The sequence below is a fragment of the Streptomyces paludis genome (assembly GCF_003344965.1).
Classification (GTDB): domain Bacteria; phylum Actinomycetota; class Actinomycetes; order Streptomycetales; family Streptomycetaceae; genus Streptomyces; species Streptomyces paludis.
In genome coordinates, this window is the sequence record NZ_CP031194.1 from 740,335 (window position 1) to 763,475 (window position 23,141).

Here is a 23,141-nt window from a genome sequence, read left to right on the forward strand (position 1 = left end):
CGGGGCGCGGCCCTCGGATCAGGGGGTGAGCGACGCGGGGCTCGGGGGTGAGCCGCGCCGGGTTCAGGGGGTGAACAGCTCGTCCTGCGCCGCCTCCCGCGCCGTCAGCAGCGCGCCGCGCAGAACGGCCGCGCCCCCGAGCGAACCGGCCCTGACCTCGGTACGCAGCGGCGACATGACGGCGAGCCGCTCCTCGACCCGGCCGGCCAGGGCGGCGCCGCCCGCGTGGCCGACCTCGCCGGCGAGCACGATCCGGCCGGGGTCCAGGACCGCGGCGACCGCCGCCGTACCCTGGGCCAGCCGGTCGGCGAGAGCATCGAGAAACGCGCCGGAGGCGCCGGGCGTACTGGAGGCGGCCTCGGCCACCGCCGCGCGCACCAGGGCGGCGGCGGGCGGCTCCTGGGGCCCGGCGACGGCCGACAGACCGTGTGCGGCGGCGAGTTCGCACACGGCAGCCGAGCCCACCAGGGAGTGGAAGCCGCCGTCGCAGCCGGTCGCCGAGGGCAGCCGTACGGTGCCGGGCACGGGCAGGAAGCCGATCTCTCCCGCGCCGCCCGAGGCGCCCCTGCGGAGCCGGCCGTCGAGCACGACGGCCGCGCCGACGCCGTGGCCGAGCCAGAGCAGGACGAAGGTCTCATGCCCCCGGGCCGCGCCGAGGCGCTGTTCCGCTAGGGCGGCCAGATTGGTCTCGTTCTCCACCACGACGGTGGCGGGCAGCCGTTCCTGGAGGGCGGCGGCCAGCCGCCGGTGCCAGGCGGGCAGTCCGGTGGTGTCGCGCAGCTCACCGGTGCCGGGGTCGACGAGCCCGGGGGCACCGATCCCGACGCTGTGCAGGGGGACGGCGCCGGCCTCCCGCGCCGTACGGTCGAGCAGCGCGACGGCGCGGTCGACGGCGGCCTCGGTCGCGGTGTCGGCGCCGATGGGCGCGACGGCCTCCGCGAGAGGGGTGCCGAGCAGGTCGGCGACGACGACGGCGACGCTGTGGGTGCGTACGTCGAGGCCCGCGAGATGGGCGCGGTCGGCGGCGATCCCGTACAGCCGGGCGTTGGGGCCCCGGCGCCGGTCGCCGGTCTCACCGACGACACGGACCAGACCGGAGTCCTGGAGCCGCTCCACGAGATCGGCGACCGTCGGCCGGGAGAGCCCGGTGAGCGTCTTCAACTGCCCTGCTGTCAGGGGACCTTCCCGCTGGAGCAGCCCGAGGGCGAGCCGGTCGTTGATGACCCTGGCGGTGCTCGGGGATGCGGCCATGCCGGGATCCTTCCAGATCGGGAGCGCGAGTGGCTCTATTTATCAGGCAGGCTTCCTGATAATTTACGGCGGCGCCGGGCGACGGCGGACCGGCGCGACACGGCGGGACCACGACGGGACACGGCGGGACACCGCGCGACACGAAGGACGGAACGGGATGGCGGCCGAAGTGGACGACGACACAGCGCGGTTGCGGCGGGCCAGGATCGCCGTCGCCACCGTCTTCTGCGCGCACGGAGCGGTCACCGGCAGCTTCGCCACCCGTATCCCCTGGATCCAGGACCACGCGGGGATCAGCGCGGGCCAGCTGGGGCTGGCGCTCGCGTTCCCCGCGCTCGGCGCGTCGCTGACGATGCCGGTGGCCGGGGCCATCAGCCACCGCTTCGGCGCGCGGAACGCGCTGCGCGGGCTGCTCGCGCTGTGGACCCTCTCGCTGACGCTGCCGGCCCTGGCGCCGAATCTCCTCACGCTCTGCGCGGCGCTCTTCGTGTTCGGCGCGACCTCCGGCATGTCGGACGTCGCGATGAACGCGATCGGGGTGGAGACCGAGGAGCGGCTCGGCAAGTCGATCATGTCCAGTCTGCACGGCATGTGGAGCGTGGGCGCGCTGATCGGGTCGGCGGCCGGCACGGTGGCCGCGCATCTGCGCAGCGACGCCCGGCTGCACCACCTGATCGCGGCGCTCGCGCTGACCCTGCTGGGAGTTCTCGCCTGCCGGGGCGTGCTGGACCCGCCCGCCGCGCCCGACGCCCCGGCGCCGCCCGCCTTCGCGCTGCCGCCCAGGTCGGCGCTGCTGATCGGGGCGGTCGGGTTCTGCGCCGTCTTCGCGGAGGGCGCGAGCATGGACTGGTCGGCCGTCTATCTGCGGGACATCCTCGGCACCTCGCCCGGGGTCGCGGCGGCCTCGACCACGGCCTTCGCGCTGACCATGGCCGTGGCGCGGCTGGTGGGCGACAAGGTGGTCGACCGGTTCGGCGGCGTACGGACCGTCCGGGCGGGCGGGGTACTGGCCGGGGCGGGCGGGCTGCTGGTCGTCGTGGCTCCGCATCCGGCGCTCGCGATGGCCGGTTTCGGGCTGATGGGGCTCGGTGTGGCCGTGGTCGTCCCGCTCGCCTTCTCGGCGGCCGGGCGGTCGGGGCCGAACCCGAGCCAGGCGATCGCGGGGGTGGCGACGATCACGTACACCTCGGGTCTGATCGCCCCCTCGGCGATCGGCGCGATCGCCGAGGCGACCTCGCTGGTGGTGTCCTTCGGGCTGGTGACCGTGCTGGCCTGCGGGCTGGTGGCGGGCGCCGGGGTGCTGCGTACGGGCGACCGGCGGGCGGCCTCCGGGGCGTCCTCGGCGGCGAAGTCCGGCGCGGCGGGCCCGGCCTGACGCTCCGTCAGCCCTTCGCCAGCGCGTAGGCGTACTCCGGGGTGAACGAACCGGCCGCGCCCGCGCAGCCGTCCGCCTCCCCCGGCAGCTTGACCCAGAGGTACGCGTCGATACGGGCCTCGCCGGTGTCCGTCGTCGGTGCCCGGCCGAGCGCGCGGCCCGCCGGATCGCACCACTCGCCGTCGGGCGGCGCGCCGTTGCCGTTGCGGCTGGTGTCGATGACGGCGCCGAGCCGGGCCGGACCGCCGAGCGCGCCGAGCACCCGGCGGGCGTAGGCGGCCTCGTCGGCGGTGCGGTGGAAGTTGGAGACGTTGGTGAAGATGCCGTCCCCGCTCTCCGCCGCGCCGGCCGCGCGCAGCAGGGCTGCCTGCTTCGGCGCGGCGTGCCAGCCGGAGTGGCCCGCGTCGAAGTAGACCTTCGCGCCGGGGGCGGCGGCGTGGATCGTACGGCCCGCGCGGGCCAGGGACGCGTACCGCGCGGCGCGCGCCGGGCCGTCGAGGCAGTCGGAGAGCGCGACGGAGTCCGGTTCGAGGATCACGATGGCGGGTCCGTCGCCGAGCCCGGCCGCGAAGTCCCGGATCCAGCCGTCGTACGCGGCGGTGTCGGGCGCCCCGCCCTGCGAGGCGCCGCCGCAGTCCCGGTCGGGGATCGCGTACGGCACGAGCACCGGCACCCGCCCGGCCGCCGCGGCCCCCGCCGTCACCTCGCGGACCTCGCGGGTGACGGTCCCGGGGTTGTACGAGGCGAACCAGACGGCGGCGGGCCGCGCCGCGATCCGGGACTCGATGAGCGGGCGCCGGGGGTCGTCCCGGTGCGCGCCGACCCAGTCGAGCACCTGGGACTCGGGGTGGCGGTAGAGCGGGCCGGCGGCCGGTTCCGTACGGGCCGCGGGCTTGGCCGTACGGGCCGCCGGGGGCGGCGCGGACGCCACCGAGGGGGCCGGGGCCGACCCGGGCGACGGGACCAGGCGCGCCGGTGACGCGGACGCGGCGGAGGACGCGGCGGACGGCTCCGGGGCCGGGTGCGACGGGGTGGCCGCGGGCGCCGGGATCCCGGGCAGCGGAACGAACGACGGCGTCGCCAGAGCGACCTCCGGCGTCTCGGAGCCGCGCGCGGACCGGTCGCCCACCGCCGACATCATGCCGCTGACCGTACCGACCACGACCACGGCCGAGGCGGCGACGGCCATGGCGTTCCGGCGGACCGCACGCCGCCTCTCCCGTCGTTCGGCCCGGCGCCGCGCACGCGTTCCCGCCACGGATGTTCCCCTCCTCGTACCGGCCGCCGCCCGGACACACCCGGACAACACTCCGGTCCGGCGGCACCCGCGAGAGCCTACGTGCGGCGGACCGCCCGGACGGGCCGGGAGCGGAACGCCCGCCCCCATATCGCCCCCGTTCCCCGCACGGGCGCCGATCACGCTGGACATCTGGCGTAGGCGCGCCACCGCATCGCCAGGGGACGCGCCGGAACCGCGCCGGAAACCGCCCCCGCCTGCCGCCCCGGAAGCCCCGCCAATCGGCCTCAGTCCTCCGGGAGTTCGACCGGCGCGAGCGCGTCGTACAGATCGCCCGGCCCGGGGTTGGTCGCGTCCGTGGCGCCCCCGAAGTGCCGCATCACGCCCCACACCGCGTTGAGCGCGGTCTGTACGGCGCCCTCGGCCCAGCCCGCCGTCCACGAGATGTCGTCCCCGGCCAGGAAGATCCCCCGCTTGCCCACGGGCAGCCGGTCCTGCATGAAGTGGGTGAACAGGCGCCGCTGATAGCGGTAGTGGCCGGGCAGGTTCGCCTTGAACGCCCCCATGAACCAGGGCTCGTTCTCCCAGGAGACCGTCACCGGGCCGCCGATCACATGACTGCGGATGTCGACCTTCGGATAGATCTCGCGCAGCGACGCGAGCATGACCTCCATCCGCTCCTCGGCCGACAGCGGCAGCCACTTCAGGCTGTCGTCGCACCAGGTGTACGAGAGACAGATGACGGCCGGCCGGTCCGGTCCGTCGTCCAGCAGATACGTCCCCCGGGTCATCCGGTCGGTGAGCGTCATCGACATCACGTCCCGCCCGGTCTCCGGGTCCGTGTCCCGCCAGAACGGCCGGTCCACCGGCACGAACAGCTTCGTCGACTCCATGTAGTGGGTGCGCTCCATCGCCGTCCAGTGGTCGATCGGGAAGAGCGTGTCGTCGCAGGTGATCCGGGAGAGCAGCAGCCAGGACTGCGCGGTGAAGACGGCGGCCCGGTACGTACGGATCCGCCCCGAGGCGTCCGTCACGGTGATCTGGTCACCGGCCGTGCGGCGCAGCCCGGTGACGGCGGGCAGCGGGACGCCGTCGTGCAGCGAGGACAGCGACGTACCGGCCGGCCAGTGCGTGATCTTCCCGGGCGCCCGCTCCCAGAGCCGCAGCGGGAGCTGCGCGCTGCCGCCGACGATGGAGCGGTGGTGGTCGTCGGCCTCGGTGTAGACGACCCGCAGGATCTCCAGGATGGAGTGCGGGAAGTCGGTGTCCCAGCCGCCGGTGCCGAAGCCGACCTGGCCGAAGATCTCCCGGTGCCGGAACGAGGCGAACGCCGGGGAGTCGCAGAGGAATCCGTAGAAGGTCTGGTTGTCGAGCTTCTCGACGAGCCGCGCCCAGATCTCCCGGATACGCGGCACATTGCGCTCGCGCAGCGCGCGGTTCATGGCGGAGAAGTCGGCGCCCTCCTCCAGACAGGTGTGCCAGGCGTCCATCACTTCGCGGTAGACCGGCGGCAGTTCACCGGCGGTCCGCGCGTAGTGGGACTCGCCCTTCAGGTCCACGACGGTCGACGGGGTGCCCGGGGCCAGCGGGTTGGGGAACGGCCGGGTCTCCAGGCCCACCAGATCGATGTAGTGCTGGAGGGCGGTGGAGGAGGGCGGGAAGCGCATCGCGCCCATCTCGGCGGTGAGCCCGGGGTCGCAGCCGTCGAAGCCGACCGTACGGAGCCGGCCGCCGATGCGGTCGGCCTCGTACACCACGGGCTTGAGCCCCATCTTCATCAGCTCGTACGCGGTGACGATGCCGGAGAGCCCGCCGCCGATGACGGCGACCTCGGCGCCGTGCTCGGTCGCCGGTATCTGGCCGAGCCCGGCGGGATGGGCGAGGAAGTCGTCGTAGGCGTAAGGGAAGTCGGGGCCGGCCATGGTGATGGGCGGCGGCGCGGACGTCATGGGAGGTGCTCCTGGCGGAAGATCGGACGCTACGGGGAGGAGGGAGGTACGCGGAGGACGGTGAGGCCGGCCGAGGAGAACCGGCCGCCGGAAGGGTCAGCCGAGGGAGCCGTACAGCCCCGGGCGCCGGTCCAGGAGGTACGGATTGGCCGCGCGCGAGGCGCTCAGCAGCTCCGGATCGACCTCGCCGAGGAGCAGTTCCTCCCCGCGCCCCGCGCGGACCCGGGTGGCGCCGTCGGGCGCGGCCAGACAGCTCAGCCCGACGAACTCGAACTCGCCTTCCTGGCCGGTCCTGTTGACGTACGCGACATACAGCTGGTTCTCGAAGGCGCGGACCGGGACCATGGATTCGGCGACGAACTGGAACGGATGCATCTGGGCGGTGGGGACGAGCAGCAGATCGGTGCCCGCGAGCGCGTGGGCCCGGACGTTCTCCGGGAACTCGACGTCGTAGCAGATCATGATCCCGATCCGCAGTCCGGCCAGCTCGGCCTGGACGACCGGCTGCTCCCCCGGGGTGAACCACTCCTGCTCGAAGCAGCCGAAGAGATGGGTCTTGCGGTAGTTCGCGAGGCGGGTGCCGTCCGCCGCGACAAGCTGGGCCGCGTTGAAGATCCGCCCGCCGTCCCCCTCGCCCTCCCGCTCGGGGTAGCCGTAGAGCACCGCGAGTCCGTGCCGTACGGCGATCTCGGCGACGGCCGCCGCGCCCGGCCCGTCCGCGGGCTCGGCCAGCCGGGGGACGGCGTCGCCGATGGCATAGCCGGTCAGGAACATCTCGGGGCAGACCAGCAGACCGGCGCCGGCCGCCGCGGCGCGGCCCGCCGCCTCGTCCAGGGCGGCCAGATTCCCGGCGACCGAGCCGGGGCGGCCGGAACTCTGGAGCAGGGCGGTGCGCAACGGCGGCATGGCTGACCTCGGATGGTGCGGAACGGGGGGACACGGGGTCCGGTGGCTGCCTCGACCGTACGGTCCGGGCCGCGCGGCGGACAAGACACGTCTGTTGCGCGCCCGCCGTCGATCCGTTGCGTCTTTCCCGGCCCTCCCGGTGATCCGTTGTCTCAGCTCTCCGACGCCACGTCCGCGGAGATACCCGAGGAGGACCGCCGCAGCAGCGGCGAGAGCACGAGCACGGACTTGGTGCGCTCGACGTATGGCTCCCCTGCGATCCGTTCGAGCACCTGCTCGAAGTGGCGCATGTCGGCGGCGAAGACCTGTACGAGCGCGTCGGCCTCACCGGTCACGGTGGAGGCGGCCACCACCTCCGGCATCCGCTCCAGACCCCGGTGGATGGCCTCCGGCGAGGTGTTGCGGACGCAGTAGATCTCGATGAATCCCTCGGTCGACCAGCCGAGCGCCGCCGGGTCCACCCGTACCGTGAAGCCGGTGATCGCCCCGGCGGCCCGCAGCCGGTCGACGCGCCGCTTCACGGCGGGCGCGGAGAGCCCGATCCGGGAGCCGATGTCGGCGTAGGTGCGGCGGGCGTCCTCGGCGAGGGCGTGGACGATGCGTTCGTCGAGATCGTTGAGTCGCACTGCTGGTGGTTCTCTTCCGCGAGAGCCGGCTACGGAGGGGCCGGCGGGCCGGGGCGGGACGGATGCCGGGGACGGATGCCGGGTCCGGATGTACGGCGCGGACCCGGGCCCGCGCCGTACCCAGTGGACCACACGGGCCCGCTCCCGCCCGGCCCCCGTCCGGTCAGCCCCAGCTGGCGTGCAGCGGCTTGCCCTCGGCGTAGCCCGCGGCGCTCTGGACGCCGACGATCGCGTTCGCCGCGAACTCCTCCAGGGAGTTGGCGCCCGCGTACGTGCACGAGGAGCGCACGCCCGCGATGATCGAGTCGATCAGGTCCTCCACCCCCGGCCTGGCGGGGTCGAGGAACATCCGTGAGGTGGAGATGCCCTCCTCGAACAGCGCCTTGCGCGCCCGGTCGTAGGCCGACTCCTCGCTCGTACGGTTGCGTACGGCGCGGGCCGAGGCCATGCCGAAGGACTCCTTGTAGAGCCGCCCGTCGGACGCCTGCTGGAGATCGCCGGGGGACTCGTACGTACCGGCGAACCAGGAGCCGATCATCACGTTCGACGCGCCGGCGGCGAGCGCCATGGCGACATCGCGCGGGTGCCGCACACCGCCGTCGGCCCAGACGTGCTTGCCGTGCTTCCTCGCCTCGGCGGCGCACTCCAGGACGGCGGAGAACTGCGGCCGGCCGACGCCGGTCATCATCCGGGTGGTGCACATGGCGCCGGGGCCGACCCCGACCTTGATGATGTCCGCGCCGGCCTCGATCAGATCCCGTACGCCCTCGGCGGCGACGACGTTGCCCGCGACGACCGGCACCTTGGGGTCGAGCGCGCGGACCGCCCTGACGGCGGCGATCATCGACTCCTGGTGGCCGTGGGCGGTGTCCACGACAAGGGTGTCGACGCCCGCGTCGAGCAACTGCGCGGCCTTGCCCGCGACATCGCCGTTGACACCGACGGCGGCGGCGGTCCGGAGCCGGCCCGCCGCGTCGGTGGCGGGTGTGTAGAGGGTGGCGCGCAGGGCGCCCTTGCGGGTGAGGACGCCGACCAGCCGGCCGTCCGCGTCCACGGCGGGGGCGAGCTTGCGGTTGGCGTTGTCGAGCGTGGTGAACGCCTCGCCCGGGTCCAGGTCGGCGGAGAGGGACACCAGGTCCTTCGTCATCACCTCGGAGAGCTGGGTGAACCGGTCGACGCCGGTCAGATCGTGCTCCGTGACGATCCCGACCGGCCGGCCCTCGCCGTCCACGACCACGCCCGCGCCGTGCGCCCGCTTGGGCAGCAGGGACAGCGCGTCGCCGACGGTCTGGAGCGGGGTCAGCACGATCGGGGTGTCGAGCACGAGATGGCGCGTCTTGACCCAGGAGATGACGTCGGTGACGACCTCGATCGGGATGTCCTGCGGAATGACGACGAGCCCGCCGCGCCGGGCGACGGTCTCGGCCATCCGGCGGCCGGCTATCGCGGTCATGTTCGCGACCACGAGCGGGATGGTGGTGCCGGTGCCGTCCGGGGCGGAGAGGTCCACCGCCTGGCGGGAGCCCACGGCCGACCGGCTCGGCACCATGAAGACGTCGTCGTACGTGAGGTCGTACGGCGGCTGCTGGTCATTGAGGAAGCGCACGTGCTGAACATCCAGTCGATCGGAGGTACCCCGGTCGGTGGAGCCGGGGAAAACGCACGTACTTGATTCTCCCACGCAGGGGTCCGTAACCGCCCCCGGACGAACATCCAGCGTCGCGGAGCACGCCCTCGTACGATCGACCAGCCCCCGGCTCCACCCGTGCCGGGCCCGCGACGGGCTACTCGGCGTCCGGGTCCACGCGCTCCAGCGCCGGCCGGGGCGCCGGGGTGAACTCCGACAGCAGGAAGTCCGCCGCCGCCGTGTCCGTGACCAGGCTGGTGACCAGCCCGGAGCGGAGTACGGCGCCGATCGCCTCGGCCTTGCGCAGCCCGCCCGCGATCGCCACCACCTCCGGGATCCGGCGCAGCCGGTCGGCCTCGACCGTGATGCACCGCTCGCCCAGATCGCGGCCGACGAGCCGGCCCTCGGCGTCGAAGAGGTGCGCGGACATCTCGGCGGCGACCCCGAGCGTGGAGTAGTGGGTCCGCTCCTCGTCCGTGAGCATGTCGTGGACGGTGGAGATCCCGGGCTCCCAGGAGCCGATGGAGACGGCCGCGACCGTGACCTTGTCGAAGTACGCGAAGGCCCGCGCGATCCCGGGCTGTGCGCGCAGCGCGGCGGCGGTGGCCGGGTCGGGCAGCAGCATCGGCGCGTAGATCGGGTGCGCCTCGCCGCCGGAGACCTGGGCGGCGCGCCGTACGGCCTCGACGGAGCCGCGCTCCGCGGTGCCCGCGTCGTACACGCCGGTGAGCTGGACGACCGTGCAGGGCGGCAGCCGGTCGAGCGCGGCGGCCATATGGATGGTGGAGCGGCCCCAGGCCAGGCCGAGCACATCGCCCTCGACCACCAGTTCGCCGAGGAGTTCGGCGGCGACCTCACCGAGGTTCTCCGGGTCGGGCGACTCGTCCTCGCCCTCGGCGGGCGACTCGACGACCACCGCGTGCCGCAGTCCGTAACGGGCGCGCAGCGCGTCCGAGCGCTCGGCGTCGAGTTCGGCGGGGACCCGGATCTCGATCCGTACGAGATCCCGTTCGAGGGCCGTCTCCAGGACCCGCGCCACCTTGAAGCGGCTGACGCCGAACTCCTCGGCGATCTGGATCTTGGACTTGCCCTCCAGGTAGAAGCGACGCGCCATGGCCGCCGCCTGCACCAGCTCCGCGGGTCCCATCCGCAGGGCCGGCCGACCTGCCGACATACCAGGCACCTCGATCTCCTCACTTCTGTTCGCACTCTGGACTTCGCCGTTCATCCTGTCAGATGGGGCGGTCCTTGATCGGCCCCTGCGGGCCCTGTTCATGTTCCCGTACCCCGGCCGACGCCGCCGGGGCGGGCGGCTCAGTGTCCGCAGGCCCAGGAGGCCGTGCCGGTGGCTTTCGCGGCCTGCTCGCGCAGGGTCCGTACGGCCGCCGCGGGGTCGTCCGCCCCGTACACGGCGGAACCGGCGACGAACACGTCGGCGCCCGCCTCGGCGCACCGTTCGATGGTGGCGGCCGAGACCCCGCCGTCGACCTGGAGCCAGAGTTCGAGGCCGTGCTTGGAGATCAGCTCCCGGGTGCGGCGGATCTTCGGCAGCATGATGTCCAGGAACGCCTGGCCGCCGAAGCCCGGCTCCACCGTCATGATCAGCAGCATGTCCAGCTCGGGCAGCAGATCCTCGTACGGCTCGATGGGCGTCGCCGGCTTCAGCGCCATCGACGCCCGCGCCCCCTTGGCCCGGATCTCGCGCGCCAGCCGTACGGGCGCCGCCGCGGCCTCCACGTGGAAGGTCACGGACCCGGCGCCCGCCTCGACGTACTGCGGGGCCCAGCGGTCCGGGTCCTCGATCATCAGATGGCAGTCCAACGGGGTGTCCGTCGCCCGGCCGAGCGCCTCGACCACGGGGACGCCCAGGGTCAGATTGGGCACGAAATGGTTGTCCATGACATCGACATGGAGCCAGTCGGCGCCTTCGACCGCTTTCGCCTCCTCGGCGAGTCGGGCGAAGTCGGCGGACAGGATGCTGGGGTTGATCTGGGCCATGTGCCAAGCCTGCCATGCTCCGGACGTCCTCCGGACCGCGCGGTGGACGTCCGTGCGAATCCATACCTCGCAATCCGCGCGTCTCGCCGCACACTCCGCGCGGGCTCAGGCGGTACGGCGGAGCACCGCGAGATACATGGCGTCCGTGCCGTGCAGATGCGGCCACAGCTGGACGTCCGGGCCGTCCCCCAGCGCCGGTACGCCGGGCATCAGCGGCCTGGCGTCGATCCACTCGGCCTCGACGGCCGGTCCCCCGCGCCCCTTGAGGACGTCCTCGACGACGGCCCTGGTCTCGGCGAGATGCGGGGAGCAGGTCGCGTAGCCGACGACGCCGCCGACCCGTACCGCCTGGAACGCCTCGCGCAGCAGCCCGCGCTGGAGCGGCGCGAAGCCCTCCAGATCCGCCGGGCGGCGCCGCCAGCGCGCCTCCGGCCTGCGCCGCAGGGCGCCGAGGCCCGAGCAGGGCACATCGACCAGGACCCGGTCGAAGGAGCCGGGCGCCCAGGGCGGCCGGGTGCCGTCCGCCGTGACGACCTGGTACGGACCGGGGTTCCCGGCGAGCGCGCGCTCGACCAGCCGGGCCCGGTGGTGCTGCTTCTCGGCGGCCAGCAGGAAGGCGCCGCGCTCGGCGGCGAGCGCGGCCATCAGCGCCGCCTTGCCGCCCGGTCCCGCGCAGCCGTCGAGCCAGCGCGCGTCGGGGCCGTCCACGGGCGCGTTGGCGACGGCCGCGGCGACCAGCTGGCTGCCCTCGTCCTGGACCCCGGCCCGCCCGTCCCGTACGGCGTCCAGCGCGCCGGGCTCGCCGCCCTCGGCGAGGCGTACGGCATAGGGCGACCAGCGCCCGGGCAGCGCCGAGTCCTCGCCGAGCACCTCCATCAGCTCGTCCACGGTGACCCGTCCCGGCCGGGCGACGAGTGTGACCTCGGGCCGCTCGTTGTCGGCCTCCAGCAGGTCCTCGATCCCGGCGCGCCCGCCGCCCAGCGCGTCCCAGAGCGCTGAGACCACCCAGCGGGGGTGCGAGTGGACGACGGCGAGATGCTCCTCGGCGTCGTCCTCGTACGGCGGGGCGACCCGCTCCACCCAGGTGTCCAGGTCGTCGCGGGAGATCTTCCGCAGGACCGCGTTGACGAACTTGGCGCGGCCGTCCCCGAGCACCACCCGGGCCAGCTCGACACTCGCCGAGACGGCCGCGTGGGTCGGGATCCGGGTCCCGAGCAGCTGGTGCGCGCCGAGGGCGAGCACATCGAGCACCGGCGGGTCGACCTGGCGCAGCGGCCGGTCGATACAGGCCGAGATGATCGCGTCGTACGTGCCCTGGCGGCGCAGTGTGCCGTACACCAGCTCGGTGGCGAGCGCGGCGTCGCGCGCCTCGAACCCGCTCTTCTCGCGGGCCTTCTTGAGCAGCGGCGGCAGGACGAGGTTCGCGTACGCGTCCCGCTCGTCGACCGCCCTGAGCACCTCGAAGGCGAGGAGCCGCACGGGGTCCTTCTTGGGTCGGCGGTACTGCTTGGCGCGAGGGGCCTGCTGGTTCAAAGGTGCTCCGCGGTGAGAAGAGTCGAACCCACCCACCCTACGCCGTCGGACCGACAGCGCCACGCCCCGGCACCGCTGCCCCCGTACCCGCTATCCCACGGTCTCGCCCGGAGCGATCCGCACACCGCGCGCCCAGTCGGCGGCGCGCATCGGCTTCTTGCCCTGGGGCTGGACCCAGAGCAGCTCGACCGCGTGCGACCCGGTGCCCACGTACACCTGGTTCTTGCCCGCGGACAGCTCCCCGGGCGCCAGCTCCGTGCGCTCCGGCACCGGCGCCGCCTGCACCAGCTTGAGCCGCTCCCCGCGGAAGACGGTCCACGCGCCGGGCGCGGGGGTGCAGGCGCGCACCACCCGGTCGACGCGCAGCGCGGGCGCCGCCCAGTCCACGCGCGCGTCCTCGACGCTGAGCTTGGGCGCGAGCGAGACGCCCTCGGCGGGCTGCGGTACGGCCTTGAGGGTGCCGTCCTCGATGCCGTCCATGGTCGCGGCGAGCAGCCCGGAGCCGGCGAACGCCAGCCGGGTCAGCAGGTCACCGCTGGTGTCCGTGGGCCTGACGTGCTCGGTGAGCACCCCGTAGACGGGCCCGGAGTCGAGGCCCTCCTCGATGAGGAACGTGGCCGCGCCGGTCAGCTCATCGCCGTGCAGCACGGCGTGCTGCACGGGCGCGGCGCCGCGCCAGGCGGGCAGCAGCGAGAAGTGCAGATTCACCCAGCCGTGCGCGGGGATGTCCAGTGCTGCCTTCGGCAGCAGCGCGCCGTACGCGACGACCGGGCAGCAGTCCGGGGCGATCTCGCGCAGCCGCGCCAGGAAGTCCTCGTCGCGCGGCTTCGCCGGCCGGAGCACCTCGATGCCCGCCTCCTCGGCACGCTGCGCGACCGGGCTGGCGACGAGCCGGCGCCCGCGCCCCGACGGCGCGTCGGGCCGGGTCACGACGGCGACGACGTCATGCCGGTCGGACGCGATGAGGGCGTCCAGGGCGGGTACGGCGACCTCGGGGGTGCCGGCGAAGACGAGCTTCATCGGTGGCTGACTGCCTCTCGTACGTACTGCGTGCTGACCCGGAACGGCCCACCAGTCTATGGGCCCCGCGCAGGGGGCGTACGACGGCCCGTGCGCCCCGCGCATATGCGCATACGCCTCCGTAGCGTGACCAGATCACCAGGTGGCGCGTTGTCAAGAGAGATTGACCACGCGGACCGCACGGGTGCGGTCCCTCCTTTTCAACGCCGGTTCGAGAGGCTTGTTCATGGCCGACCACGCAACCCACGACGCACAAGCCCGGGCAAGTCTGCACCTGTTGGTGCGGGACATCGAGCGCGTACGTCGGCAGGTGGACGCACTGCGCACGCTCACCGCCCAGTTGGGCAATGTCTACCGCCCGCGCCGTTCGGGCCCATCCACGGGCTTCGTCGTCTACGGCAGGGCGCCCGCCCCGACCGTCCGCCTCGCACAGGAGCTGAGGGACAGTGTCGAGACCCTGGTGACGGCGGCGGTGGACTTCGACCGCTCGCTGGGCTTCTCGTGGGACGCGGTGGGCTCGGCGCTGGGGGTCACCAAGCAGGCGGTGCACCGGCGTTACGGCACCCGGCGGGCCACCCCGCAGCCCACCGTGCCCGACCCGCTGCCCGGCGCGGCCCCGGCGGTCCCGGCCGCCCGCTCCATGCCGCCGCAGCCGACCGCGGCCCTGCGGGAGGAGTCCCGCCCGACGGCCTTCCCGGGCCCCAGAGGAGGCTGACCGGACGCCGGTTCCCCCCTCCCGCCGGACGGCCCCGCCGGCGGGAGGGAGCCCGCCTCAGCCGATGTCCGGCGGATCGATCCGTACGCGGACGGCCGCGACATCCGCAGTCGGCTCCGCGGATCCGCCCGAGCCCTGTGCGCCCCTCGCGCCCCTGGCGCCGCGAGCGCCGCGTGCGCCCCACCCGGCCCGCGCGGCCTTGAGCGCGGCGGCCAGCGCCGCGCCGCTCCCCGGCGGCACCCGCACCAGCGCCCGCTCCCAGGGCTCCCCCGGCGGCGGATCCCCGGGCCGCCGGGCCCGCGCCCGCGCGCCGTCGCCGAGGGGCGGCGCCACCGGCAGCGGTACGGGACCGAGCACCTCCGCGTCCGGGGGAAGCTCCGCCGACGCGAGGAACGGCGCGACCGCGTCCACCGGCCCCGTCACCGCCGCCATCCGCGAGACCGGCGGGAAGCCGAGTTCGGCCCGCTCCGACAGCTCGCGCCGCGCGTGCCCGACGGGATCCCACCGTACGAGCGCCTGTACGGGCCGCAGCGTGGGCTCGGCGACCACGACCACCACCCCGCCCTCGCTCTGCCCGCGCACCAGCGACCCGGCGTGCGTCCAGCGCCGCAGGGCCTCCTCACCGGCGCGCAGATCGGGCCGGCCGAGCATCGCCCAGCCGTCCAGGAGCAGGGCCGCCGCGTATCCGCCCTCGGCGACGGGTTCGGCGCCGGGGGTGCTGACGACGAGCGCGGGGCGGCCGGGCACCGAGTCGAGGACATGGTCCCGGCCGGAGGTGCGCACGGGAACGGCCGGGAAGGCGCGGCCCAGCTCCTCGGCCGTCCGGCGGGCGCCCACGATCTGCGCGCGCAGCCGGAAGCCCCCGCACTCCGCGCAGTGCCACCGGCCGCTCTCCTCCCGCCCGCACCACCCGCACCACAACTCCCCCTCGCGCGGGGCCTCCAGCGGCCCGGCGCACTGCCCGCAGCGGGCAGGGGTGCGGCACCGCTCGCAGGCCAGCCGGGGTACGTAACCGCGCCGGGGCACCTGGACGAGCACGGGCCCCGAACGGAGCCCGTCCCTGACGGCCTGCCAGGCGAGGCTGGGCAGCCGGGCGGCGCGCGCCGCGCCGTCCCGCGCGAGTTCGCCGTCGCCGATCGTCCGGACGAGCGGCGCGGCGGCCCGTACCGTCTCCCGGGACGCGGCCAGCGGCAGCGCCCAGCCGGTGGCGACGAGCTGGGCGGCCTCGACGGTGCACCCCGTACCGCCGACAAGGAAGGCGCACGCGGCGTGCGCGGCGCGCAGCAGCAGCACTTCGCGGGCGTGCGGCTGCGGGGCGTGCGGCTCGCTGTGGCTGCTGTCCCCGTCGTCCCAGATGACGACGAGTCCGAGGTCCCGTACGGGCGCGAACATGGCGGCGCGGGTGCCGACCACGGCCCGGACGGAGCCGCGCCGCACGGCGAGCCACTCCCGGTAGCGCTTCTCGGGCCCGGCGTCCGCCGTGAGAAGCGCGTGCCGGCCGTCCCCGAGCAGTTCGGTGAGCGCGGTGTCGACCCGCGCGGCGGCCCGCCCGTCCGGTACGACGACAAGCGCGCCGCGCCCCGAGGCCAGCGTGGCGGCGACGGCGCGCGCCAGCTCCGCCGCCCAGTGGGGCCCGGGCAGCGCGGTCCATACGGCCCGGGGCGCCCCGCCGGAGGCGAGCGCGCCGAGAAAGGCGGGCCCGTTCACATACCGCTCCCAGGTGCCCGCCTCCGGCGGGTCCGGCGGCGGCAGCGGCTCCGGCGAGGGCTTCGCCTCGGCCCGCGCGTTCCGCGGCGGAACAGCCAGCTGGAGCACATCCGCGAGGCTGCCCGCGTACCGGTCGGCGACGGCCCGCGCGAGCCCGAGCAGCTCGGCACCGAGCACCGGCTCCGGCGACACGACACCGGCGAGCGCGGCGAGCGGCCCGGAGTAGTCCGACTCGGCCCGCCGCTCGACCACGAACCCGTCGATCAGCCGCCCGCCCTCGCGCCGCCCGCCCCGCACCCGGTGCGCCCCGGCCCCGAACCGCACCCGCACCCGCACCCCGGGCCGCGCGGCCTCGTCCAGCTCCTCGGGCACGGCGTAGTCGAAGAACTGATCGAGATGCAGCACCCCCTTGTTCACCACCACCCGCGCCACCGGCAACTCCCCCGCCAGCGCCGCCCCCCGCCATGTCCGCGGCTTGGCCCGCGGCACCTTCGCCTGCCGCACACTCTCCCGAATCAGCGCGAGCTGCTCCGGCCCACCCCCGTCGGGCCCCTCGCCCTGCCTGTCGTCGCCGCTCACAGCCCCATACCTACCAGACCCCTCCGACAACGGCCCCCGCCCACCGGTCCGGCCGTACCCGCCCCGGACGACGGCGTGGGGCCCCGGACACCTCAGCGGTGTCCGGGGCCCCACGGTGTGCCGGGGAACGCCGGGGTGTCAGACCCCCGCGGCCTGTCGCAGCGCGTCCACGCGGTCGCGGCGCTCCCAGGTGAAGTCGGGGAGTTCGCGGCCGAAGTGGCCGTACGCGGCGGTCTGGGCGTAGATCGGGCGGAGGAGTTCGAGGTCGCGGATGATCGCGGCCGGGCGGAGGTCGAAGACCTCGCTGATGGCCTGCTCGATCTTCTCCGTGTCGACCGTGGCGGTGCCGAAGGTCTCGACGAAGAGGCCGACCGGCTCGGCCTTGCCGATCGCGTACGCGACCTGGACCTCGCAGCGCGAGGCGAGGCCCGCGGCGACGACGTTCTTGGCGACCCAGCGCATGGCGTACGCGGCGGAGCGGTCGACCTTGGACGGGTCCTTGCCGGAGAAGGCGCCGCCGCCGTGGCGGGCCATGCCGCCGTACGTGTCGATGATGATCTTGCGGCCGGTGAGGCCGGCGTCGCCCATCGGGCCGCCGATCTCGAAGCGCCCGGTCGGGTTGACCAGCAGGCGGTAGCCCTCGGTGTCGAGCTTGATGCCGTCGTCGATGAGGCCCTTGAGGACATGCTCGACAACGAATTCGCGGACGTCGGGCGCGAGCAGCGAGTCCAGGTCGATGTCGGACGCGTGCTGCGAGGAGACGACGACCGTGTCGAGACGGACCGGCTTGTCGCCGTCGTACTCGATGGTCACCTGGGTCTTGCCGTCGGGGCGCAGATACGGGATGGTGCCGTTCTTGCGGACCTCGGAGAGGCGGCTGGAGAGCCGGTGCGCGAGGTGGATCGGGAGCGGCATCAGCTCGGGCGTCTCGTCGCAGGCGTACCCGAACATCAGGCCCTGGTCGCCGGCGCCCTGCTTGTCCAGCTCGTCCTCATCGCCCTCGACACGGCTCTCGTACGCCGTGTCGACGCCCTGCGCGATGTCGGGCGACTGCGCGCCGATGGACACCGAGACACCGCAGGACGCTCCGTCGAAGCCCTTTTTGGAGGAGTCGTAGCCGATCTCCAGAATCTTGTTCCGGACGAGCTGCGCGATCGGCGCGTACGCCTTGGTGGTCACCTCTCCGGCGACATGCACCAGACCGGTGGTGATCAAGGTCTCCACGGCAACGCGGGAGGAGGGGTCCTCTTCCAGGAGGGCGTCGAGAATGGTGTCGCTGATCTGGTCAGCGATCTTGTCGGGGTGACCTTCGGTCACTGACTCCGAGGTGAAGAGACGGCGGGACACATCGCTCCCTGTGGTTGCAGCGGCTGCTGGCTGATCATTGGCGGACCGGCGGGGGGCTGCGGCCCCAAGACGATCCTCTCGACCACTTTATCGGTCGAATCGGGTCACGGGGGCACGTGTCTCGTTCTGTGGGAGTCACGCTCCGCCCGCGGCACTGCATTATGGTGCACATTCGCCACCCGCGACCAGAGCGTTCCACGCCGTTTTCGGACGTTCCGGCCAATCACCTGCCGGATTTCGCGGAACGTGACGAAGAACGCGTCACAGGGATTCCATACGGACCGCACCGTTTTTCATACGGTCGGATCGGCAGCGGAAGAAGCATCGGCGGAGGCCCCCGCCGGGAGCCGGGGCGCCACCAGATCCCACACCGTGTCGGCGAGGGCCTCCTTCGGTCCGTACGGCACCGGTGTCTCGCCGCCGTCCGCCGCCAGCACGACCGCCTCGCTCTCCTCCGCGCCGAAGGTCTTCCGCTCCCCGACCTCATTGACGACCAGCAGGTCACAGCCCTTGCGGCGGAGCTTGTGCCGGCCGTTGGCGAGCACGTCGTCCGTCTCCGCCGCGAAGCCGACGACGACCTGCCCCGGGCGCGCCCGCTCGGCCGAGATCTCGGCCAGGATGTCCGGGTTACGGACCAGGGCGACCGGCACGGGCTCCTCGCCGTCCTTCTTCTTGATCTTTCCCTCGGCGTAGGAGAGGGGCCGGAAATCAGCCACGGCGGCGGCCATGACGACGGCGTCGGCGTCGGCCGCCGCCTTCAGCACGGCTTCGCGCAGCTGTACGGCGGTCCCCACCCGGACCACGTCGACGCCCGCCGGGTCGGTCATCCCCGTGTTCGCCTCGATGAGGGTGACCCGCGCGCCCCGGGCGGCGGCCGTACGGGCCAGGGCGTACCCCTGCTTCCCCGAGGAGCGGTTCCCGAGGTAGCGCACGGGGTCGAGGGGCTCACGCGTACCGCCCGCGCTGATCACAACATGCCGGCCGGTCAGATCGGGGGCGGCCGCCCCGCGCGCCAGCACCCGGCGGCAGATCTCGAAGATCTCCACCGGGTCGGGCAGCCGGCCCTTGCCCGTGTCGACGCCGGTGAGACGGCCGACGGCGGGCTCGATGACGACGGCGCCCCGGCGGCGCAGCGTCGCCACGTTCTCCCGGGTGGCGGGGTGCTCCCACATCTCGGTGTGCATGGCGGGCGCGAAGACGACCGGACAGCGGGCGGTGAGCAGGGTGTTCGTGAGCAGGTCGTCGGCGAGCCCGTGCGCCGCCCGGGCGAGCAGATCGGCGGTGGCCGGGGCGACCACGACGAGGTCGGCGGCCTGGCCGATCCGTACGTGCGGCACCTCGTGGACGTCCTCCCAGACCTCGGTGGAGACCGGATGGCCGGAGAGCGCCGACCAGGTCGCGGCGCCGACGAAGTGCAGCGCCGCGTCCGTCGGTACGACCCGTACGTCATGGCCGGTCTCGGTCAGCCGGCGCAGCAGCTCGCACGCCTTGTACGCGGCGATGCCGCCCGCGACCCCGAGGACGACCTTCGGCCGGCCGCTCCGCCCCGCCCGCTCCTGTGCCTGCTCCACCACGGCTCCCCTCGACACGTCCTGTCCCTCCCCATGACACACCACAGGCCCGGCGGTCGCGCCGCCGGGCCCGTATGAAGAGTGGTATGTCCTGCTGAGGAGGTCCTACTGAGCCGGGCCCTCGATGGCCTCGGAGGTCAGCAGGCCCGCGTTGATCTCACGCAGGGCGATCGAGAGCGGCTTCTCGTGGACGTGGGTGTCGACCAGCGGACCGACGTACTCCAGCAGGCCCTCACCGAGCTGCGAGTAGTACGCGTTGATCTGGCGCGCGCGCTTGGCCGCGTAGATCACGAGGCTGTACTTCGAGTCCGTGGCTTCGAGCAGCTCGTCGATCGGAGGGTTGATGATGCCCTCGGGCGTGGTGATGGAAGAGGACACTCTCTTGCCTTCCGGAGATAATTCAGGGAAACACAGGGAAATGCGGTGGAACGTGGAGCTGTGGAGCTTGAGAACGGGGATCGCCGTGAGGTGATACCCGATGCGATGCCACAGAAGAGGGCATCATAAATCAAGCAATCGCGACCAAGGCTAGCAGCTCGCGCGCGACGTCCTCGACCGACGTGTTGACCAGCGTCGTATCGAACTCCGACTCGGCGGCCAGTTCCACCTTCGCCGCGGCCAGCCGGCGCTCGATCACCTTGGCCGACTCGGTGCCCCGGCCGGTGAGCCGGCGCACCAGCTCGTCCCAGCTGGGCGGTGCCAGGAAGACCAGCCGTGAATCGGGCAGGGACTCCTTGACCTGCCGGGCGCCCTGGAGATCGATCTCCAGGAGTACGGGTTCGCCCGCCGTCAGCCGGTCGAGGACCGCCTGACGGGGGGTGCCGTACCTGTTGCCCGCGAACTCCGCCCATTCCAGCAGTTCGCCATTGGCGACCAGCTTGTCGAACTCCTCGTCGGAGACGAAGAAGTACTGGACGCCGTGGCGCTCGCCGGGGCGCGGCTTTCTTGTGGTGGCCGACACCGAGAGCCATACCTCGGGGTGGGCCTTGCGCATATGGGCGACGACCGTGCTCTTGCCGACCCCGGAGGGGCCGGAGAGCACGGTCAGCCGCGGTCGTACCTCTGCTGCCATGCAGCGATTATCCAGCTTCCCGGGAGTGCCCGGGAACGTCAGGCCGGCTTACCGCCGAACTCGCGCTCCAGGGAGGCGATCTGGTTGGAACCCAGACCGCGGACGCGGCGGCTTTCGGAGATGCCGAGCCTCTCCATGATCTGCTTGGCGCGGACCTTGCCGACGCCGGGAAGCGATTCCAGCAGTGCGGAGACCTTCATCTTCCCGATGACGTCGTTCTCCTGACCCTGCTTGATCACGTCATGAAGCGACGCGCCGGAGTGCTTGAGTCGATTCTTGACCTCGGCCCGCTCCCGGCGAGCCGCGGCGGCCTTTTCGAGCGCGGCTGCGCGCTGTTCAGGGGTAAGGGGCGGAAGAGCCACGCCTACGTCACCTCGGATGTCGAACTGTCGGATACGGACCGGTGAGGAACTGATCGCCCCACACCTGGGGAGCAACGGGCAACGCACTGCACGTTGGCTCTCGACGGAGACTAGCGGCCAAGGCGGCCCGAGTCAGCGAGAACAGATGAAAAGTCCTGGTCAGCATCGATCGGAGATGACATTTGAGGGATTTTGCCCGAGTTTTTGGGTGAGAACCCGGTCATCGGCCGTCGCCCCGGAACGCCCCGGCGCCGCCGACGGCCGCCCGTACCTCGTCCGCGAAGCGCTCCGCCGCCGACCGCAGGGCGGCCACGTCCGGTCCGTGCCGGAGCACGCCCCGGCTGACGCTGGGCACCACATTGCCGGCCGAGGCGCCGAACACGCCGGGCAGATCGGCGGGGGTCGCGCCCTGCGCGCCGATCCCGGGGGCGAGCAGCGGCCCGTTGACGGCGAGGTCCACACCGGCGTCCCCGAGCGTCGCCCCGACCACCGCGCCGACCGAGCCGAGCGGCTCGGCGCCCGCGTTCTCCGCGGCCATGTGGTCGAGCATCACCTGCGCGAGCGACCGGCCGTCGGCGGCGGTGGCGCGCTGCACCTCGGCGCCCTCCGGGTTGGACGTCAGCGCGAGGACGAAGACCCCCGAGCCGGCCGCGGCGGCGGCGTCCAGCGCCGGACGCAGGGACTCGAAGCCGAGGTACGGGGAGACCGTCACCGCGTCCGAGAAGAGCGGCGCGTCCGGGGCGAGGTAGGCCGCCGCGTACGCGCCCATGGTCGAGCCGATGTCGCCGCGCTTGGCGTCCATCAGGACCAGCGCGCCGGCCGCCCGGGCGTCCGTGACGGCCCGTTCCAGTACGGCGATCCCGCGCGACCCGAAGCGCTCGAAGAACGCCGACTGCGGCTTGAGCACGGCGACCCGGTCGGCCAGCGCCTCCACCACCGTACGGGTGAAGCGCTCCAGGCCCGCGATGTCGTCGGTCAGGCCCCAGTCCGTGAGCAGCGAGCCGTGCGGGTCGATGCCGACGCAGAGCGGGCCGCGGGTGTCCATCGCGTGGCGCAGCCGGGCCCCGAAGGGGGCGGGAAGGGCGGGAGGGGCGGCGGGAGCGGGGGCGGTCATACGGTCACCTTCCGGGTGTCGGCGCCGACGGCCTCGGCGAGGGTCGCGTACGGGCTGACGGCGAGCCGGGCCGCGAGCCCCTTGTGGACGGACCTGCTCCAGAACGGGCCCGCGTAGATGAAGGCGCTGTAGCCCTGGACCAGCGTGGCGCCCGCGAGGATGCGCTGCCAGGCGTCCTCGGCGTTCTCTACGCCGCCGACGCCCACCAGGGTGATCCGGTCGCCCACGCGCGCGTACAGCCGCCGCAGGACCTCCAGGGAGCGTGCCTTGAGGGGCGCTCCCGACAGTCCGCCGGTCTCGGCCGTCAGGGCCGGGTCGGAGACGAGGCCGAGCGTGTCCCGGGCGATGGTGGTGTTGGTGGCGATGATGCCGTCGAGGCCCAGCTCCACGGCGAGGTCGGCGACGGCGTCGATGTCCTCGTCCGCGAGATCGGGCGCGATCTTGACGAGGAGCGGGACGCGCCGCCCGGTGACGGTACGGTCGGCGGCCTCCCGTACGGCGGTGAGCAGCGGCCGGAGCTGGTCGACGGCCTGGAGGCTGCGCAGCCCCGGGGTGTTGGGCGAGCTGACGTTGACGACGAGATAGTCGGCGTGCCGGGCGAGCCGCTCGGTCGACAGCACGTAGTCGCGGACGGCCTCACTCTCCGGGACGACCTTCGTCTTGCCGATGTTGACGCCGACGGTGGTACGGAAGACGGGCCTGCGGGCCGCCAGACGGGCCGCCACGGCCGCCGAGCCCTCGTTGTTGAAGCCCATCCGGTTGATGAGCGCGCGGTCGGGCACGAGCCGGAAGAGCCGCTTCACGGGGTTGCCGGGCTGGGGCTCGCCGGTGACCGTACCGATCTCGACATGGTCGAAGCCGAGCATCGCCATGCCGTCGATCGCCACGGCGTTCTTGTCGAAGCCGGCGGCCAGTCCGAAGGGGCCGTGCATCCGCAGTCCGAACGCCTCGGTGCGCAGCGCGCGGTGGCGGGGGGCCAGGACGGCGGCGGCGAAGGTGCGCAGAACGGGGATCCGGGCGGCCAGCCGGATCCAGCGGAAGGCCAGGTGGTGGGCGCGTTCGGCGTCCATCCGGCGGAAGAACAGCTGGAAGAAGAGCGAGTACATGGGTGATATGTCCTTCGGGACCTCATGAATGAGGGGGACACCGTCC

At 73.5% G+C, this 23,141-nt stretch carries 20 protein-coding genes; 2 read left to right on the forward strand and 18 right to left on the reverse strand.

Features of this window, described 5'->3' with window-relative positions:
• Window positions 1–63 precede the first annotated feature (63 nt).
• Window positions 64–1,251: an ROK family transcriptional regulator gene (locus tag DVK44_RS03150; protein WP_114658220.1), complete on the reverse strand. Its 1,188-nt coding sequence runs from the start codon at window positions 1,249–1,251 to the stop codon at window positions 64–66.
• 157 nt (window positions 1,252–1,408) lie between these two features.
• On the opposite strand from DVK44_RS03150, the gene DVK44_RS03155 reads away from it, so the two are divergent.
• Window positions 1,409–2,626, forward strand: coding sequence for an MFS transporter (locus DVK44_RS03155; RefSeq protein WP_114658221.1), 1,218 nt, complete (start codon window positions 1,409–1,411; stop codon window positions 2,624–2,626).
• A 7-nt stretch (window positions 2,627–2,633) separates the two neighbouring features.
• Here DVK44_RS03155 and DVK44_RS03160 read toward each other — a convergent pair whose 3' ends face one another.
• The 9 genes from DVK44_RS03160 to fmt all read right to left on the reverse strand — a co-directional run bounded on the left by DVK44_RS03160 (window position 2,634) and on the right by fmt (window position 13,522).
• Complete coding sequence (locus DVK44_RS03160; protein ID WP_228446969.1) at window positions 2,634–3,884, reverse strand: glycoside hydrolase family 6 protein; 1,251 nt, start codon at window positions 3,882–3,884, stop codon at window positions 2,634–2,636.
• Window positions 3,885–4,150: 266 nt separating this feature from the next.
• Window positions 4,151–5,812 (reverse strand): flavin monoamine oxidase family protein, encoded by a 1,662-nt coding sequence (locus DVK44_RS03165; RefSeq protein WP_114658223.1) that lies wholly within the window; start codon window positions 5,810–5,812, stop codon window positions 4,151–4,153.
• Between the two features lie 96 nt (window positions 5,813–5,908).
• Window positions 5,909–6,718 (reverse strand): carbon-nitrogen hydrolase family protein, encoded by an 810-nt coding sequence (locus DVK44_RS03170; RefSeq protein ID WP_114658224.1) that lies wholly within the window; start codon window positions 6,716–6,718, stop codon window positions 5,909–5,911.
• Window positions 6,719–6,870: 152 nt separating this feature from the next.
• Window positions 6,871–7,344 (reverse strand): Lrp/AsnC family transcriptional regulator, encoded by a 474-nt coding sequence (locus tag DVK44_RS03175; protein ID WP_114658225.1) that lies wholly within the window; start codon window positions 7,342–7,344, stop codon window positions 6,871–6,873.
• 163 nt (window positions 7,345–7,507) lie between these two features.
• Complete coding sequence (locus tag DVK44_RS03180; RefSeq protein ID WP_114664865.1) at window positions 7,508–8,965, reverse strand: GuaB1 family IMP dehydrogenase-related protein; 1,458 nt, start codon at window positions 8,963–8,965, stop codon at window positions 7,508–7,510.
• A 163-nt stretch (window positions 8,966–9,128) separates the two neighbouring features.
• Entirely contained in the window at window positions 9,129–10,145 is a 1,017-nt protein-coding gene (locus DVK44_RS03185) for a sugar-binding transcriptional regulator (RefSeq protein ID WP_114658226.1), read from the reverse strand.
• A gap of 140 nt (window positions 10,146–10,285) precedes the next feature.
• Window positions 10,286–10,969 (reverse strand): ribulose-phosphate 3-epimerase, encoded by a 684-nt coding sequence (gene rpe, locus DVK44_RS03190; RefSeq protein WP_114658227.1) that lies wholly within the window; start codon window positions 10,967–10,969, stop codon window positions 10,286–10,288.
• Between the two features lie 105 nt (window positions 10,970–11,074).
• Complete coding sequence (locus DVK44_RS03195; protein WP_114658228.1) at window positions 11,075–12,502, reverse strand: RsmB/NOP family class I SAM-dependent RNA methyltransferase; 1,428 nt, start codon at window positions 12,500–12,502, stop codon at window positions 11,075–11,077.
• A 90-nt stretch (window positions 12,503–12,592) separates the two neighbouring features.
• Window positions 12,593–13,522, reverse strand: a complete 930-nt coding sequence (gene fmt / locus DVK44_RS03200) for a methionyl-tRNA formyltransferase (protein ID WP_114658229.1) — start codon at window positions 13,520–13,522, stop codon at window positions 12,593–12,595.
• A gap of 226 nt (window positions 13,523–13,748) precedes the next feature.
• Between fmt and DVK44_RS03205 the strand changes: the two genes are divergently transcribed.
• On the forward strand, window positions 13,749–14,237 hold the full coding sequence (locus DVK44_RS03205; protein WP_114658230.1) for a hypothetical protein: 489 nt from the start codon (window positions 13,749–13,751) through the stop codon (window positions 14,235–14,237).
• 57 nt (window positions 14,238–14,294) lie between these two features.
• Here the strand turns inward: DVK44_RS03205 and DVK44_RS03210 are convergent, their stop codons facing one another.
• The 8 genes from DVK44_RS03210 to DVK44_RS03245 form a co-directional block, all read right to left on the reverse strand.
• Entirely contained in the window at window positions 14,295–16,523 is a 2,229-nt protein-coding gene (locus DVK44_RS03210; RefSeq protein ID WP_114658231.1) for a primosomal protein N', read from the reverse strand.
• Window positions 16,524–16,661: 138 nt separating this feature from the next.
• Window positions 16,662–17,870 carry a methionine adenosyltransferase gene (gene metK, locus DVK44_RS03215; protein ID WP_114658232.1) on the reverse strand — a complete coding sequence of 403 codons (1,209 nt, stop codon included), beginning with the start codon at window positions 17,868–17,870 and terminating at the stop codon, window positions 16,662–16,664.
• Between the two features lie 293 nt (window positions 17,871–18,163).
• Window positions 18,164–19,459: a bifunctional phosphopantothenoylcysteine decarboxylase/phosphopantothenate--cysteine ligase CoaBC gene (gene coaBC, locus DVK44_RS03220; RefSeq protein WP_228446971.1), complete on the reverse strand. Its 1,296-nt coding sequence runs from the start codon at window positions 19,457–19,459 to the stop codon at window positions 18,164–18,166.
• Window positions 19,460–19,546: 87 nt separating this feature from the next.
• A complete protein-coding gene (gene rpoZ / locus DVK44_RS03225; RefSeq protein ID WP_003970369.1) occupies window positions 19,547–19,819 on the reverse strand; it encodes a DNA-directed RNA polymerase subunit omega in 273 nt (90 codons plus the stop codon).
• Between the two features lie 130 nt (window positions 19,820–19,949).
• Window positions 19,950–20,513: a guanylate kinase gene (gene gmk, locus DVK44_RS03230; protein ID WP_114658233.1), complete on the reverse strand. Its 564-nt coding sequence runs from the start codon at window positions 20,511–20,513 to the stop codon at window positions 19,950–19,952.
• A gap of 38 nt (window positions 20,514–20,551) precedes the next feature.
• Window positions 20,552–20,875: an integration host factor gene (locus DVK44_RS03235; protein WP_114621852.1), complete on the reverse strand. Its 324-nt coding sequence runs from the start codon at window positions 20,873–20,875 to the stop codon at window positions 20,552–20,554.
• A gap of 220 nt (window positions 20,876–21,095) precedes the next feature.
• On the reverse strand, window positions 21,096–21,989 hold the full coding sequence (pyrF, locus tag DVK44_RS03240; RefSeq protein ID WP_114658234.1) for an orotidine-5'-phosphate decarboxylase: 894 nt from the start codon (window positions 21,987–21,989) through the stop codon (window positions 21,096–21,098).
• Window positions 21,986–23,095: a quinone-dependent dihydroorotate dehydrogenase gene (locus DVK44_RS03245; protein WP_114658235.1), complete on the reverse strand. Its 1,110-nt coding sequence runs from the start codon at window positions 23,093–23,095 to the stop codon at window positions 21,986–21,988. Before DVK44_RS03245 ends, pyrF begins: the two co-directional genes overlap by 4 nt.
• Between the last annotated feature and the right edge of the window lie 46 nt (window positions 23,096–23,141).